The 16,146-nt window shown below is 45.9% G+C and carries 15 protein-coding genes and 1 pseudogene; 5 read left to right on the top strand and 11 right to left on the bottom strand.

Features of this window, described 5'->3' with window-relative positions; all coding sequences use genetic code 11:
- The first annotated feature begins 18 nt into the window (after positions 1–18).
- Together QUB70_RS08520 and QUB70_RS08515 are read left to right on the top strand one after the other, a co-directional pair.
- Positions 19–1,083 (top strand): hypothetical protein, encoded by a 1,065-nt coding sequence (locus QUB70_RS08520; protein ID WP_332979623.1) that lies wholly within the window; start codon positions 19–21, stop codon positions 1,081–1,083.
- Positions 1,084–1,238: 155 nt separating this feature from the next.
- Positions 1,239–2,225, top strand: coding sequence for a hypothetical protein (locus QUB70_RS08515; protein ID WP_332979622.1), 987 nt, complete (start codon positions 1,239–1,241; stop codon positions 2,223–2,225).
- A gap of 16 nt (positions 2,226–2,241) precedes the next feature.
- On the opposite strand, the gene QUB70_RS08510 is transcribed toward QUB70_RS08515, so the two are convergent.
- Entirely contained in the window at positions 2,242–2,514 is a 273-nt protein-coding gene (locus QUB70_RS08510) for a LapA family protein (RefSeq protein WP_332979620.1), read from the bottom strand.
- 332 nt (positions 2,515–2,846) lie between these two features.
- Between QUB70_RS08510 and QUB70_RS32645 the strand changes: the two are divergent.
- A pseudogene (locus tag QUB70_RS32645) lies at positions 2,847–2,990 on the top strand (IS1/IS1595 family N-terminal zinc-binding domain-containing protein); the annotation flags it as partial.
- Between the two features lie 247 nt (positions 2,991–3,237).
- Here QUB70_RS32645 and QUB70_RS08505 read toward each other — a convergent pair.
- The 3 genes from QUB70_RS08505 to glpX form a co-directional block, all read right to left on the bottom strand.
- Positions 3,238–6,240: a UPF0182 family protein gene (locus QUB70_RS08505; protein ID WP_332979619.1), complete on the bottom strand. Its 3,003-nt coding sequence runs from the start codon at positions 6,238–6,240 to the stop codon at positions 3,238–3,240.
- A gap of 255 nt (positions 6,241–6,495) precedes the next feature.
- Positions 6,496–7,788 (bottom strand): glutamyl-tRNA reductase, encoded by a 1,293-nt coding sequence (locus QUB70_RS08500; protein WP_332979618.1) that lies wholly within the window; start codon positions 7,786–7,788, stop codon positions 6,496–6,498.
- Between the two features lie 159 nt (positions 7,789–7,947).
- The gene (gene glpX, locus QUB70_RS08495) at positions 7,948–8,985 is read right to left on the bottom strand and encodes a class II fructose-bisphosphatase (RefSeq protein ID WP_332979616.1); all 1,038 of its coding nucleotides are present in this window, start codon (positions 8,983–8,985) and stop codon (positions 7,948–7,950) included.
- Positions 8,986–9,147: 162 nt separating this feature from the next.
- Between glpX and QUB70_RS08490 the strand changes: the two genes are divergently transcribed.
- Positions 9,148–9,471 carry a hypothetical protein gene (locus QUB70_RS08490; RefSeq protein ID WP_332979614.1) on the top strand — a complete coding sequence of 108 codons (324 nt, stop codon included), beginning with the start codon at positions 9,148–9,150 and terminating at the stop codon, positions 9,469–9,471.
- A 106-nt stretch (positions 9,472–9,577) separates the two neighbouring features.
- On the top strand, positions 9,578–10,195 hold the full coding sequence (locus tag QUB70_RS08485) for a CP12 domain-containing protein (RefSeq protein ID WP_332979613.1): 618 nt from the start codon (positions 9,578–9,580) through the stop codon (positions 10,193–10,195).
- A 234-nt stretch (positions 10,196–10,429) separates the two neighbouring features.
- On the opposite strand, the gene QUB70_RS08480 is transcribed toward QUB70_RS08485, so the two are convergent.
- From QUB70_RS08480 to QUB70_RS08450, 7 genes are all read right to left on the bottom strand, one after another.
- Positions 10,430–10,834, bottom strand: a complete 405-nt coding sequence (locus QUB70_RS08480; protein ID WP_332979612.1) for an MAPEG family protein — start codon at positions 10,832–10,834, stop codon at positions 10,430–10,432.
- An 83-nt stretch (positions 10,835–10,917) separates the two neighbouring features.
- Entirely contained in the window at positions 10,918–11,835 is a 918-nt protein-coding gene (locus tag QUB70_RS08475; RefSeq protein ID WP_332979611.1) for an AraC family transcriptional regulator, read from the bottom strand.
- Positions 11,836–12,150: 315 nt separating this feature from the next.
- Positions 12,151–12,537, bottom strand: coding sequence for a VOC family protein (locus QUB70_RS08470; protein ID WP_332979609.1), 387 nt, complete (start codon positions 12,535–12,537; stop codon positions 12,151–12,153).
- Between the two features lie 222 nt (positions 12,538–12,759).
- A complete protein-coding gene (blaOXA, locus tag QUB70_RS08465) occupies positions 12,760–13,623 on the bottom strand; it encodes a class D beta-lactamase (protein WP_332979607.1) in 864 nt (287 codons plus the stop codon).
- 123 nt (positions 13,624–13,746) lie between these two features.
- Positions 13,747–14,706, bottom strand: a complete 960-nt coding sequence (locus tag QUB70_RS08460; RefSeq protein ID WP_332979606.1) for an SOS response-associated peptidase — start codon at positions 14,704–14,706, stop codon at positions 13,747–13,749.
- 68 nt (positions 14,707–14,774) lie between these two features.
- Complete coding sequence (uvsE, locus tag QUB70_RS08455) at positions 14,775–15,719, bottom strand: UV DNA damage repair endonuclease UvsE (protein ID WP_332979605.1); 945 nt, start codon at positions 15,717–15,719, stop codon at positions 14,775–14,777.
- 144 nt (positions 15,720–15,863) lie between these two features.
- Positions 15,864–16,146: hypothetical protein (locus tag QUB70_RS08450; protein WP_332979603.1), on the bottom strand; the 283-nt coding region annotated here is incomplete at its 5' end.

Here is a 16,146-nt window from a genome sequence, read left to right as displayed (position 1 = left end):
AGGTCTCGTGAAATCCCTATGAGTAGCACTTCAGAAAAGTCATCTACATCTCCATCTTTACTGTCAGCTCAGACCCTAGTGATTGCGGGCATTGTCTGGGCTGTCATGGCGCTGCTGTTCTTTTTGCTGTTCAGCGTCCCCCTCTCACAAGAAGAGGGTTTACCGCTTTGGTACTCGATCGGCACTTATATTTTTGAATGCGGGGCATACCTGGGAGCTGCTTTAGTCTGTTTTAGAAACTGGAGAAGCCCCCACATGGCCAGCGGGCGCAACGTATGGCTGGGCATTGGACTCGGGATGCTCTTCTATTTTATCGCCGGCGTGCTATTTGGCATTTGGGAACTCTATTTCCAGGTGAGCCCGGATGTATCTCCAGCAGATGCGTTTTATCTGGGCAGCTATGTGGTACTGATCGGGGGCATGGTGATAGCTGTGAGTTCCAAGCGGCTGAATCTAGAAATTTGGCAGTGGGGTTTGTTAGCGGGAATTGCCGCCTTTGGTATTGCTGTAGCTATCTGGGTTGCTGCACCTGACTCTTGGAGGGTACAGCTAGGAATGGCTCCGGCAGCCACCGAGGAAGTAGTGGCAGGATCTGCACCAGCAACGGCTGCCAACGGAAAAGCGCCTGCTTTGGACAATTCGTCCCAGCCAAAGGAAAAAGAAGCCGCCGCGACTGCTGCTAAATCCGCACCTGCGGAAGAAGAAGCAGCAGAACCAACTAAAGCTCCCGCATGGGTGATGGCACTTGACAAGCAACTGTCGCCTTACACCTATGCAATCAATTTGTTTTACATCGTTGGGGACGTTTTTCTGCTGATTATTGCTACTGCACTGCTGCTGGCGTTTTGGGGAGGACGTTTTTCCCAATCTTGGAGGATGATTGCGGCTGCAACTTTTTCGCTTTACATTGCAGATATGTACTTTAAATGGCGGGATACTCAGGCTGAGGGTAGTTATCAAAGCGGCAGTTTGCTGGAAGTCTTTTTTGTTTTCAGCGCCATCCTGTTCGGAATTGGAGCTATCTTGGAACATGACATCTCAACCCGTTCTCGCCAGAGCAGGCGGACTCGTCGCGCCGCGTAGCGATTGGAGATTTGGGTTGCTTCGGCAAGCGATTGGAACGCCCCAGCTTTTTTGTCCTTGCCGGCATCTCTCAACTTCAAATCGAAAATGAAAAATCACAGTTCGCCGATCGCACTTCCTGCGTCTTTTCACGTCTTTTTGCTGGAAAACTTGGCATGACGCCTACAAAACTCTCCGATTCAGACAAACGGGAAATCCTCAGACTGTACCGACAGTCGGACGAGAATACTATCACTCTGGCCAAGCGCTACGGAGTGAGCAGTTCGACTGTGAGGCGCATCCTTCAGGGCGCTTTGTCGGAGCCAGAATACGAATTGCTGGTCCAGCAAAAACAAAAGCGTTTGTCCGATCGCACCAGTGTTTCTGAACCGACAGAGGCGACTGCTGAATCGTCGGCGGCCGATCGCGAAACCGATCCTGTAGGTGTCCCCCTGTCTGAGTCAGTCCCAGTCCCGCAGTCACTCCAAAATTCGAGGCCTACGATCCGAAAGCGTTCTTTATCAGGCGTCCAAGCAGTTGCGGAGATCGAAATTCGAGGAAATTTACAGTCGGATTTGGATGTTTCTGATTTGCCAGATGGCGAAGCAACCTATGTTGCTCCTCGCAGCGAGATCGCTGTTGTGACTGGGGAACTACAGGCAATGCTGCCCGACGCAGGATTGCTCGCAGGTGAAGATTTTAGCGATTTCGACGAGGATGAGGATGAGGATGAGGATGAGGATGAGGATGAGGACGACTTCGACGAAGATTTAGAGGATGAAGACTCTCTGTTTGAAGGCAGTCTGCTGGGTTCTATATCCTCCGGCGAGTCGATTGAGCTTCGGGCTACAGGGCTGATTCAAGTTTTGCCTTTAAGCGAAGTATCTCTGCCCAAAATTTGCTACTTGGTAGTCGATCGGGCCTCCGAGTTAATCACTAGACCTCTGAAAGCTTTTGGCGAACTGGGTCAAATTCCGGTGGCGGAAATTCGCGAGAAAACTCTGCCTGTTTTTGACAATCACCGAGTAGCCCGCCGATTTGCTACTCGCAATCAAAGGGTTTTCAAGATTCCTGATGGCAGGCTGCTGCAAAAAGCTGCGCCTTATTTGCTAGCTAAGGGAATTACTCGGCTGCTGATTGACGGTCAGGTCTACTCGTTGTAAGGATTCAGCAATTAACTTAATATTCTGCGGTGTCGGATTCTTCTGGATTTGCCTGAAATTTGGGCCGCGAACCTTGGGAATCGGAAAGGTTCCACAGCGGTTGCAGCAGCGCACCGCCGATCAGTCCTGCACTAATACTCATTGCCAATACTACTCCTACGGGCATTTGTATCGATTTAAAAAAGATAAAGTTTAACGATACTGGGGCGGCGTTCTGCACTGATATAATACCGATCGCGCTTGCTAAAATTGCTACTAAAAAACTAATGACCAGAGGAATTGTTTTCATAAAAGGGTTGACAGACTAATAATTTAATTGATAAGATGTTCTGCATTTAAACTACACAGTCAAAATTTGATAAAGCAAAATTTGATAAAGTTCTTATAAAAAGTAGGGGTTGGGCGTCTCGCCGCACAAAAAATGCAATTTAGATGTAAAACAGCTTATACTTCTTTCACTATCTCAATCTCTCTCAAAATATTATTTTTAAACCATCCCATCATTTATTAATATACAATAAGATTAGGGGAAAAGTCAAGTAGAGGCGGAAAAAATTTAGGACTTTTTTTAGGCGTTGCTGGATTGAGGTATGATAGAGAGCGATCGAGAGTAGCAAAAAAATCAAACGAGAATTTAAATCAACGGAATGTCCTGAATGTAAGTCAACTCATATTCACAAGAATGGACACAAAAAAGGCAAACAGAATTATCTTTGTTTTAACTGTGGCAGGCAATTTATAGACTGTTATGAAGCTCAGAAAGGATAAGTAGGGCTTGCTGAATAAAAGTAGAAAGCCTACCAGATAAGGGGTTCAAGCTTTTGAAGCTCGAACGAGTGCAAGTTATAGGATTATAGATGCTCAAAACCCTTGCACTTTCGTTGTTCATCTCTGGCTAAATTTGGAAATTTAGCAATAAACCTACGATTTTTCAAGCTGTGTAGCCTCGTTTTTCCACTCTGTACACTTTTTCAGCAAGCCCTAATTAGTGGTTTAAATGCGTAACAGCTTATCAATTCAAAGCCGGGGCTGTTCCTTCTACAGGTCGCACAATCGCAGGTTTATTGGTAGCTTTAGGCTGAAAAAGTGCCTTGAGTGCCTTGTCAAGATTTTCTGCCATGACGATGCGGTTTTCGTAGGCAGCAATAACTCTGACTAAAGTTGGTAAACTATTGCGATCTGCCTCTAAATAAAGAGGTTCCACGTACAGCAAAGATTGTTCAATGGGAATTACTAATAAATTGCCTTGAAGCGCTTTTGAACCCTGGCGATTCCAGAGAGATATTTGTTCGGAAATAACCGGATCTTGGTTGATTAAAGCTTCTATTTGTTCCGGGCCATAAACTAATCGCTGTTTGGGAAATTGGTACAACAGCAATTTTCCGTAATCTTCCTCGTCCGATCGCCCTGCAATCCAAGCAATTAAGTTGTTGCGACTTACTGGTGTAAATGGCAGCAGCAAAATAAATTCTTCTGCTGTTTCCGTTGGCAGTTTCGTAATCAAATAATACGGTTCTACGGGCTGCTGTTCGCTGCCGTAAATTTCATTGGGAACTCGCCACAAATCCTCCCGATTGTAGAATACCTGCGGGTCTTCCATGTGATAAGTTAGCAAGCGTTCGGATTGAATGCTCAACAAATCTACTGGATATCTGATATGTTTGCGGAGGGCCGGAGGCATTTTCTCAAGGGGTTTGAAGAGTCCGGGAAAGATAGCAATCCAACTGTTAATAATCGGATCGGAGGGATTGGCAACGTAGAAGTCAATAGACCCGTTGTAGGCATCAATCACTACTTTAATGGAGTTGCGGATGTAGTTAAATTCATGATTTCCGGGGTCAGAATACGGATAGCGATCGCTCGCTGTATAGGCATCAATAATCCAGTAAAGATAGTTGGGAGATTTATCTGTCGCCGAGGGTGAAGGTTTAATTTCGTTGCTATTGTCATCTTTTTCTTTTTCTATATCATCTTGGCTAAGATTGGTGTTTGCTACTACTAAATACGGGTCGGAATCGTAGTGCAAAAAAGGGGCGATCGCCCGGACTCTTTTGTTAATATTTCGGCGGTAGAGCAATTTAGTTTCTGGCGTAAAATTGCGGGTTAGCGCCATTTGCCAATTTTTTAGATAATTAGCAAACAGCAAGCGCCGCCACATCGATCCGAGATCGATTCCGCCCCTACCGCTGTAAGTATTGTAAACATTGTCTTCGCCGCTGGGATAGTCGAATTCTTTGACTTTTGTGGGTGTCATCGCGTGGGTATCGGTGACTTCGCCGTAGTAAATTCGCGGGTAGCCGATCGGGATACTGGCCCGAATTCGATCGCTAGTTACTTCCAAAGCCGTCTCTCCTGTCTGGGCTGCAACTCCAATATCTTTGACAAAATAATCGGGTAAACCGCCGACACCGACTCTGTTTACGGGAGAAAGAGTAAAGCCGTAACCGTGAGTGTAAACTAGGTGTTCGTTCACCCAAGTTTGAGCTTCTGGCGCAACTGCTGTGTAATCTAATTCCCGCGCTGCCAGAAACACCTGTTGTCTTTCCGAATCTCCCTTTTGTGCTTTTTCATTTTTGATTGTGTAGCGATCGATATCGGCATCAGGAAATGTATAATAGGGTCTGATTTGCTGTAACTGTCGGTTTGTTTGCAGCAGCGGTCGCTTGTCCCACAGGCGGATGTTGCTAATAGTCAGTTGATTTTTTTCTAAGTCGGCATAAGTAAGTTTTCCGGCGGGATCGAATGTTTTTATTTCGATTTTGTTGAGGTCAAAGGCTTCTTTAGTAAAGGCAATGCTGCGCTGAATGTACGGCTGTTCTCGTGCTAGTTCGTTGGGTTTGACTATGAGTTGCTGCACAATTTTGGGCAGCAGTAAATTTCCCAAACAAAATAAAGCTAGCCACGCTAAAATAATCTTTTTTATGAGTTCATTTTTAATTTTGAATTGGCAAACCTGATACAGCATCAAAAGTGCGATCGCCCCCGCCAAGATACTCAAAAATCCATAGCAGGGCAGCCGCACTGTCACGTCAGCATAATTCGCCCCGTAGGTAACGTCTCCGCGCGAGTACAGCAATGCGTAGCGCCCCAGCCAGCACAGGAGTGCGGTGGCTAGCATTAAAGCTGCACCCAAGCCGTACAAGTGCCTCTGTTGCGATCGCGAAAATCCCAAAAATATCCCTTTACTCAGGCTATTTCCAGACAGCAAATATGTTAAAGCACAAGATACTAAACCGTACAAAAATACAACTGTTAGCCAGAATCCTAGCAATTCTAAGATGGGTAAAATAAATACATAAAAGCTAATATCTCGACCAAAAATAGGGTCGGTTGTGTTAAAATTAGTAGGGTGGAAATATTGCAAAACATTTGTCCAGCGACTGGCGGCAATAAGCCCGATCGCCAAACTGAGCAAAAGGGCGATCGTCCGCAGCCAAAAATCCGGCTTAATTACCACAGCTAACATTGTCCCCAGCAGCAATCCCAACTGCCACCAATGAGAAAATAGCTGCACTGCTATTTGTGGGATTGCCTCAACTCCAAATTGTACGGGCGGTGCAGGCAAATTGCCAGCTATACCGAGATAGGTGAGACTGTTTGCAGCTAACAGCCCGCAGTGAATTACTGTCAAAGTTGCGATCGAACTCAATCCAAATACCGCCAACAGCAGCCAGGAAAAGGTAATTTGAGATTTAGCAACAGGTAATTCGTAATTCTTCCCCGTTTTGTTCGCCCTCGGTGAAGCCAATAGCACCCCCGCAACCGCTGATTTTACGTTTTCTGCCGGATGTTGCAGGCGGCGCGCTAAGGCTAAATTTCCCATCAAAAAAACAACTGAAATGGCAGTTGGAATTACCCCCAGTAACCCTTGACTTTTCAGCCTTAACAGGAAAACCTGAAGATATCCAACTTCCTGAAACCAGAGAATTTCTGCCGCAACGCGGGAGGCTAACTCAAAAACTAACCACAGCCCTAAAATCAGCAAAATTAATTGAGAAATTCGCTTAATAGTCATTAGTCATTAGTCATTAGTTGTTAGTCATTAGTGCTGTCCCCGATCGCGAACGTCATTAGTCATTAGTCATTAGTTGTTAGTCATTTAAACTGGTTCTCAAGCTCTTCGCCTGGTAACAAGTAAAACCCTAAATTTTAGTTAAGAAACCCCATTGCTTAGTGAGCAAATGAGTAAGTCCTAATTACATTAAAAGCTGATGCAAAACATGACTAATGACCAATGACTAATGACCAATGACTAATGACCAATGACAAACTAGCTGTACTGCTGATTGACATCCACATCCAAATTAAACAGCGTTTGCAAAGTGTGCATCGCTTGCCTGCGCGCCTCAATATCCTGCTGAGCGCGCAACTGTACCATCGGATCGTGCAAAATCTTATTCACAATCCCCCTTGTTAAAGATTCAATCACATCTTGATGTTTCTCTGAAAATTCAGAGCCCAGACGCGATAAAGCTTTTTCTAACTCTTGTTCCCGAATCAATTCGATCTTATCCCGCAAACAGCTAATAGTAGGAACAGTTTCCAGACTGCGCCACCAGACATCAAAAGCCTCTACTTCCTGTTCCAGCAGACCCTGAGCTTCCATTGCCATTTTGCGGCGGCTTTCGTGATTTTGAGCTACCACTGCTTTCAAGTCGTCCACATTAAACGACTTCACATTAGCGAGTTCCTTCGCATCCGAGTCAACGTTGCGCGGCACAGAAATATCCACCAACATCAGAGAGCGATCGGGTTCTAAAACAGCTTCTAATTTAGCTTTATTTAACAGCGGCTCTGTAGCGGCTGTGCTGGTAAAAACCAAGTCAGAGCCGGCAATTACCTGCATCATTTCCGAGAGCTGATACAGGTGCAATTGAGCATCTTTAAACTGACCGGCCAACTCCAAGGCGCCCCGCACAGAGCGGTTGACGATCGAAATATGGCTAGCTCCTTTTGAGAGCAAATGCTGCACCAAAAGCCGCGACATTTTGCCAGCACCGATTATGGCAATTTTGCTGCTGGCTAAATGCTGACCCTTCATTTGAGCCAATTCTGCCGCCGCCGAAGAAATAGAAACCGCACCGGTACCGATGCTAGTTTCCGTGCGAACTCGCTTCCCTGCTGTGAGAGCTTGCTTGAACAAGCGCTCTAAAATTCTGCCGACACCTTTGTACTGCTGGGCGAGTTTGTGAGTTTGTTTCACCTGAGCCAAAATTTGTCCTTCTCCCAGCACCAAGCTGTCGAGGCCAGAGGCCACTCGCATCAAGTGCATCACCGCATCTTCGTGCAGCAAAATGAACAGGTGAGGGCGCAAAGACTGCACGTAAACTTTACTGCATTCGGAAAGGAACTGAATAACCTCTCGCACACCAGGCTCCGACTCGCTGGTAACAATATAAATTTCTAAGCGGTTGCAAGTGCTGAGAATGGCAACTTCTTGAATGTGGGGGTAGCCGCGCAGTTGGGCGATCGCCGCTTCAATTTTCTGTTCTGGAATGCTCAGTTTTTCGCGAACTTCAACCGGTGCTGTTTTGTGGCTGAGACCTACGACTGCAATATTCATATCTGTGATTTGTCACTATTTATTTCTTAGTTATCAACAGTCACCTGTGATTAATTCTTAGTCTATCGCTAATTTATAATCACCGGTGACTGTCAACGGTTAGCGGTGAAAAATTAACATTTCAAAATTAACTGTTAACTCTTAACCTTTAACTAATGACTACTTCAATTGCAGAGATTTCGGCTGGTCAAACATATGGATTGTATCCACAAACCGAGCAGTTTTCGACTGAGAAGAAATTACCAAACTTTCAGTGCGAGCGCCGCCGCCAAAGAAGCGAACTCCATCCATCAGCGTTCCGGGAGTAATCCCGCAAGCTGCAAACAGAACTGTGTCTCCAGATGCCAACTCTTCAGCATTGTAAATCTTGTCCGGGTCTGTGATGCCCATCTCTGTCAGGCGGGCGATATTGCTCTCTTTGCTTTCACCGATCAAACCAGTTTTTACAACAGCCGGATCGTAAATTAACTGCCCTTGGAAGTGACCGCCCAAGCAGCGCATTGCCGCTGCGGAAATCACGCCTTCCGGCGCTGCGCCAATACCCATAAGCGCGTGGATGTTGGAACCAGAAAACGCGCAAGAAATCGCTGCCGAAACGTCGCCGTCGCTGATCAGCCGAACTCTTGCACCCGCTTGCCGAATTTCATTAATTAAATCTTTGTGCCGGGGGCGATCCATCACCACCACCACCAAATCTTCAATACTGCGACCGAGACAATCAGAGATAATTTTGAGGTTTTGGGTTGGCGTTTTGCGAATATCTACATGATTCTTAGCAGCCGCAGGAGCAGCCAATTTGTTCATGTAGAAATCCGGTGCAGCAAACAAACCTCCTTTTTCAGAGATTGCCAAAACTGCCATCGAACCGTTTTGACCGTAAGCAACTAGGTTAGTACCTTCGCAGGGGTCAACAGCGATGTCAATTTCGATCAATTCATCTAGGTTGCAGACATCTTTGGCATCTTCGCGGGTACAAATACCCACTTGTTCCCCGATGTAAAGCATGGGTGCGTCATCGCGCTCGCCTTCACCGATGACGATGCGGCCGCGCATATGAATTTTGTTCATCCGCTCCCGCATGGCTTCTACAGCCACTCTGTCGGCTTCATCTTTTTCGCCTTTGCCCATCAAGCGAGCGGAGGCGATGGCTGCCTGCTCAACTACTTCGATAATCTCTAAACCGATTACATTGTCCACGAACTATATACTCCCAATTGCTGATGCGTGCCTTGTGCTTTTTGCACTCCCAGCCATCAAGTTTATCAGAGCCGGGGATCTGTGCGAACGTAAGCAGTTGCTTAGTTTGTGTTAACTTTTGCTTCTTTGAGACTGGGAGTCTGAGAGTGGGGGAGTGGGGGAGTGGGGGAGTGGGAGATGGGGAGAGTGGGAGATGGGGAGATGGGGAGATGGGGAGATGGGGAGAGGGGGAGATGGGGAGAGGGGGAGATGGGGAGATGGGGAGATGGGGAGATGGGGAGAGTGGGGAGATGGGGAGATGGGGAGATGGGGAGATGGGGAGAGTGGGGAGATGGGGAGATGGGGAGATGGGAGATGGGGAGAGTGGGGACAATTTTCCTTCTTTCCTCAAGCCTCAACATCATCATTTCCTTAAACATTCATCCGTTACATCCGTTACACAATCCGTTGCCGAACTTCCTTCCCCCGATCGATCGCCCTCCTTGATTTATCGTAACAGTTGCCTCAGTCCTGAAGTGTCAAGATGATGGGAAATCAAATTTTCTGCCCAAATCGGGACGGACTAGACTTTATCAACGGGGAGCAATAAAAAATGATGATGAAAGCCCAAGATATTATGACAACAGAAGTTGTTACCATTCGCGGTTCGGCAACTGTAGCTGAAGCGGTGGCGATGATGAACGAACTGTGTTTGCGCGCGTTAATTGTGGAACGCCGCCACGAACAAGACGCCTACGGCATTGTCACGGAAACGGATATTGTTTACAAAGTAACAGCCTACGGAGTAGACCCGCACAAAGTCCGCGTCTTCGAGATTATGACCAAACCGTGCATCACGGTGAATCCCGACTTGGGCGTGGAATACGTGGCGAGGTTGTTCGCGAATACCCGCATCCGCCGGGCTCCGGTGATTAAGGACAAACTGCTTGGCATTATTTCGGTAACGGATATCTTGACAAAAAGCGATTTTGTCGAGAAGCCGAAAAGTGTTTTATTTGATGATGAAATCGAAAAGGCGATCGCGGATGCCAGAACTATCTGTGCCCAGAAAGGCGCTACTTCTAGAGAGTGCGCGGTAGCCTGGGATATTGTAGAGGAAATGCAGGCTGAGGCTTCTCACCAGCGATCGATCAAGCTTGACAAAACGGCTTTTGAGGAGTATTGCGAGGAGAATCCCGACGCGGCTGAAGCCCGGATGTACGAGAGTTAAGTTAGTCATTAGTCATTAGTCATCAGTCATTAGTCAGTTGGCAGTTGGCCGTGGCAGTTGGCAGCATCTGAGATCGGGCACCATTCGTGTGGAAGCTGTAGGGGCGGGTTCACCAACAGTCTTAAAAGCTGCAAACAGGTTAAATAAACCCGCCCCCACCCACAAAAAAGACCCTTATCGATCGTGGTGCAACATCTCAGAATAATCAAAAATTCTGTCTTCTACCTTCTGCCTTCAGAAGAATGTCATCACAGTTAAGGCGACCAAGCAACCTAACTGAATCACTAAGCACAAAAGGCGAAATATTGGATTAATCCCAGCGATGTGAATGACTGAGTGTACTAGCCGAAACACGATGTACGCAACAGTCAGCAAATCTACCGCTGTTCCAGATACGCCCCTCCAGGTCAGCAGGAAAACAACTCCCAGATATAAGGGCAGGTTTTCTACTAAATTGGACTGTACCCGAAATAGCCGCCACAGCAAACTTTCATCGTTTGGTGTGCCAAAATCTTTGACAGATCCACCCGCAGATAGATGCCGAATCCTGACTGTCAGTAGAAGGATAACGACAGCAATTACCCACAGAATGAAAATTGCTAAACCCCAGAGGGGAAAGGTCATGTTAATAGAGTTCACAAACAAACCTCGTAAAACTTACTAATAGTTTAGGAAGCTAGCTATTCGGAACTATAGAAAAAAGTTGCGGGATTTTTGGTAGATTATTGCGATCGACTTTGCAGGAATTGTTTCGGTGTCATCCCCAGCAGGCGCTTGAAACATCTAGTCAAGTGACTTTGATCGCAAAATCCGACTCGGAAAGCAATATCTGCGATGGTAAGTTCGCTCTTTTGCAATAGGTACTTGGCTTTCTGGATGCGGCGTTGCAAGATATACTGGTGGGGCGTTAAGCCCCTGCTTTGCTTGAACAGACGTAAAAAGTGATAAGGACTGATTTGGGCGATCGCAGCAAGTTCAATTAGCTTTATGTCTTCATGGAGATGTTCGTTGATGTATTCCGTTACCTGTTGCAGTTTGGATTTAGATAATCCATCCGCATAGCTGGAAAGCTGAGGTGGCGCGGTGCAATAATTTCGCAACAGGTGAATGGCTAATGCGGTTTTGAGACTATCAACCAGCAAATAACCGCCGATTTTGCCAAATTCTAATTCTTGTCTCAAGACGCCGAATATCCCTTGAATCAGGATATCTTGCTCTGTCATGTAATGAGGGATGAGTTCAATGCGATCGGGATTTACCAAATCTTGAGCGACTTGTTCCAAGAGTGCAGGGGCGATCGCCAAAATGGTAAACTGAGCTAAGGTCTTCCAATTACAGCGCTGGGAAATACCCGCCGGAATCACCGCAATGTCTCCCTGATTCCGCGCTTCTGTTTTCAGCTTACCATCCAACCATCGTTCTCCCGATCGCTCTGCCGACACCTCAAAAGCAGGACAATGGGCGATAACGTGCCATGTACCTTGATGTTCTGGGGTGTCAAACTGCGGCTGTTGATGGTGTTCAAAATAGATATTATCCCATCCTGAACTTGTCAGGACAGCGGGCTGAGGCAGCAAAAAATCTGTTGCTTTCTCTTGGCTGAAATCAATCAGTTTTACCTCTGGATTTGATGTTCTCATCTTTCGCTTAAATAGATTAATAATTCTTTAATTTTAGTTCTAAAAATAGCTAGGACTGGTAGTCAAAAACCGGGTTTTTACGAGAATACTTGATGAGAGTTTATAAACCCGAAAAAACCCGATTTCTTTGGTCGAAGTGGATAAGTTCTGTTTTTCGGAACCTCATCAAACAGTATTGTAGGGTGCCACGGCTCCTTTCTCGTTTCCCTTGTAAGCGTAAGTGTTCTAGCTGACGCACCCTACAGGCCTCGTTAGTGGTTTAAATGCGTAACAGCTTAAGTTTTGTTTTTCGGAACCTCATCAAACAGAAAAATCTTAAGTGCTTGGTTTATTCATATAAAACACGTTCAGCTTATTTCCATCTAGATCCCGAAAATATCCCACATAAAACCCCGGTAACGTGCCTCTTTGCCCCACTGCTCCTTCATCCTTAGCGCCAAGTTCGATCGCCTTTTTATAAACTAAGTTGACTTTTTCTGGACTGTCAACTTGAAGTGCGATCATTACGCCATTACCAACAGTTGCTTCGTTGCCATCAAAGGGTTTTGCAACAGCAAGTCCTGGCATATCGGGAGAAACGCTCCATGCGATAAATCGGTCAAGTTCCATGAATCGTTTAGCGCCAATTTCAGCAAGCAAAGTATCGTAAAACTTGGCTGCACGTTCAAGATTGTTGGTGCCGACTGTAACGTATCCAATCATATTTTTTGTCCTTTCCCTGATGTGAAGATGAAGAAAAGTATTTGAGCATATGAGTGAGTCAAATTTTGGCTGATACAACCAAAGCTGTAACTCACAAATCCTTTTACATCATAACTCATGCTATCTCGATTTTGTCAAATCCCATGATTTGCTATCCCTGTGAACCATTTTGTCTTGCGGATGATAGGGAAGAATATTTAAGCAGAATATGGGATTGCTTATTTATAGCAATCCCATATCCTTAAAACAACGACGTGTTAACTCTATTCTAGCCGAGGCGTCTTTCGGGTTCTGAATATCGATGTTGGTGGCAAAAAAGTAAGTATTATCACCCTTTTCCAAATAACCGACGTACCACCCAATTTGTGGTTTTACGTTGCCATCAAAAGCTACTAAACCTGTCTTTGCCCTAATGGTGTAGTCTGGAGTTTTTTCGACAATCAAAATATCTTTGACAATCGAGAGCGATCGCTCAGAAAATGGTAACTCATTTTTGTGCAGACGGCGCAGGAACTGAATTTGCGCTTGAGGGGTAATTCGCAGTTCTCCTTGTAACCAAAATTTATCGATATCCTCTTTGCCGCCGATTTTCTGGTTGCCATATCCTGCTTGAGCAACCAATTTCTGCATCCGATCGTACCCCACTCGGCGGGCGAGAACTTGGTAAAACCAAACAGCAGAAACCTTGATTGCTTCCCTCATATTCAAGTCTCGATTCCATGCGGGAATTTGCCTTTGAATACCGTCCCAAGTTAGAATCTGAATTTCATCTGAAATCACCCCTGTTTCTAGGGAAATCAAGGAATTGAGAATCTTAAACGTCGATGCAGGTAAGAAAGCGGTGGCGTTGCGCTGGGGATTGTATTGGTAAGTGAGATCGTGCTTTAAATCCTCGATGAGAATTGAGCCTGTAACTCCCAACTCTTGAAAATGTCGCCCAAAGTCGATCGACTGGGGAATTTCTGTAGGATTTTGAATTGTTCGAGTTGGCTGAGTGAAAGCGAACTGTGTAGGGTGAAATAGGGGAAAAGTTAGGCAAGCTAACGCTAGTAAGGCAACAATTATCCAACGAGAAACTTTGTTCATCAGCCTGTCTTAGTTTGTGAAGTATCGGCAGCCTAAAACTACACCCACAGATTTTGTAATTTCGCAAGTATCAAGCGAGTTTTTTTTACCGGGTTTCACAGCACGCGGCGCTTAATTCTAGGTTTATTCTATTGGTTGAATGCACTCGGGGCCTTCTTTAGCGGGACTGTTGACGATCGTACTTACCGCCTTTGCTTTCATAGCTTCGGAAGCATAGGGCTTTAACAGCGGCAAAACTTGTTGAGCAGTGTTAACAGAAGGATCGAGCCACTGTTCCCAATTGCTGTCGGGGAGAATCACCGGCATTCGATCGTGCACTGGCTGCACGGTTTCGTTAGCAGCAGTAGTAATTATACTGCAAGATACAATGTTTTCTGCTTCGGGAGATTCCCAATTTTCCCACAAACCCGCAAATGCAAACGGTTCGCGGTTTGCCATTGTAAAATAGTAAGGCTGTTTTTTCTTGCCCTGCGGCTGCCATTCGTAGAAGCCGTCAGCGATTATCAAACACCGCCTGTGCTTGATGGCGCTGCGAAAAGCTGGTTTTTCTGCTACTGTTTCCGATCGGGCATTAATCATTTTGCTGCCTATTTTCATGTCTTTCGCCCAACTGGGAATCAAACCCCAGCGCATAAATTGAAACTGTCGCTCAATATTTTTGGAATCGACTGTGACGGTAGCAATTGATTGAGTTGGGGCGATATTGTATCGCGCTTTGATGTCTGGAACTTCGGAGAGTTTGAAGAATTCAGCGATGATTTGAGCTGAAGTATTTAGAGTGAATCTTCCGCACATAATTTTTGGCAATAATCGCGATTTGGGCGGGCTAGAAGCCCACCCCACAACAACATTTAACTCTTGTGGAACAGGCCGGAAAGCCTGTTGTGGAACAGGCATCTTGTCTGTTGTGGAACAGGCATCTTGCCTGTTGTGGAACAGGCATCTTGCCTGTTGCGATTTGGGCGGGCTAGAAGCCCACCCCACAACAACATTTAAATCTTGTGGAACAGGCATCTTGTCTGTTGTGGAACAGGCATCTTGTCTGTTGTGGAACAGGCATCTTGCCTGTTGTGGAACAGGCATCTTGCCTGTTGTGGAACAGGCATCTTGCCTGTTGTGGAACAGGCATCTTGCCTGTTGCTGACTCGCCCCTACGAGACATTGCTAAATTCCCGAACATTCGCAGACAACCATTCTGTCCGCAACTTGTCAATAGCTAATTCTTTGAATTTAGCTTCTACTTCAATCCAAGGAGCATCATAATAGCAATTGGGCATATCTGCAATCAAGTCGCTGTGGCGCGGATCGGCAAAAAATTCTCGGCCGTTTGATATGTGTACTAATTGCCATTCAGGAACCGACCAACTTGTGCGGGCTGCTGCTAGCATTTGGGCCACACTCGGATCGTCATAACTTTCTAAATGTTCGTGAATGACGTGGTGGTGGGCGTCAAAAACCATCGGTACTGCGGTATCGAGACAAACTTCTAAGAGTTCTGAGGAACTGTAAGCGTATTCGTCATTTTCAAAGGTTAAGCGCGATCGAATAGATTCGGGTAAATCGCGGATGACGGATTTGAGTTGGGAAGTGCGATCGCCCTTACCGCCGTGAATGTTCATCAGTGCCCAGGGCGATCGGGGCTGTCCCAACTTGTCCATAATTAAAGCATGAGCCGCCAGAATTTTTATGCTGTTCTTAACGACATCAGGCTTGTCGGAACTGAGGACAACAAATTGATCCGGGTGGAGCACCAAACGGATGTTGAGGGAAATTGCGCGATCGCCCACTCTGTGCAATTCTTCACTCATGGAAGTTAACACTGTTTCCCCCAAATCTGTATCTGCAAAAGGAAAGAGTGCAGAAGTCATTCGATACAATTTAATCGCATTGGCACAGCAGAAGTCGATCGCCTTGTCAAGTCGTTTTAAGTTATCTGCATACAACTCGCGCAATACTTTTTCTTGTTCAATTTCTGTTAGCTGCAACAGCCGCTTCCGGGTGACTGTGCGAAAGCGAACTGCATCGGATGTTGTAATGCAGACTAATCCCAATTCTGGCAATTTTTTCTGTTCCACTACTTGGTTAATCCCGCTCATTTAGCCATAATCCCTAACTTTAATTTTATCTTAAATAGGTTCTAAGTAGGGTGGGCAATGTGCACCCTACTTAGCTGCTGCGGGCGATCGCCTATATTAAGTCAGAGATGTTGCTTAACTACATCGCACAGCAGAAAGTTTGTATTACTCTGCCATAGATTCGAGCAGACGACCAACTACAGGGTCAATCTGCCAGTAATCCTTACCGTCTTGCTTCTGATTTCCTAAATGCGAGACAAGACTGAGGAGCTCCGCCCATTTGAGAGTCTGCTTGACAAATTCAGGCGATACATCATCAAGAAACTCAATTAATTCCTCAACCGCTGCGGCTTGTCCCCATTCTGCCAAAGGGGTGCATCTCACTTTGGCAAATATATCAAATTGAAAGTTGACCGTTGAGGTAAGCACAGCGAAGAGAAAGGATAGA

This window comes from Microcoleus sp. A003_D6 (genome assembly GCF_036702825.1).
In the GTDB taxonomy this organism is placed as follows: Bacteria; Cyanobacteriota; Cyanobacteriia; order Cyanobacteriales; family Microcoleaceae; genus Microcoleus.
This window is presented reverse-complemented; position numbering and strand designations above follow the sequence as displayed.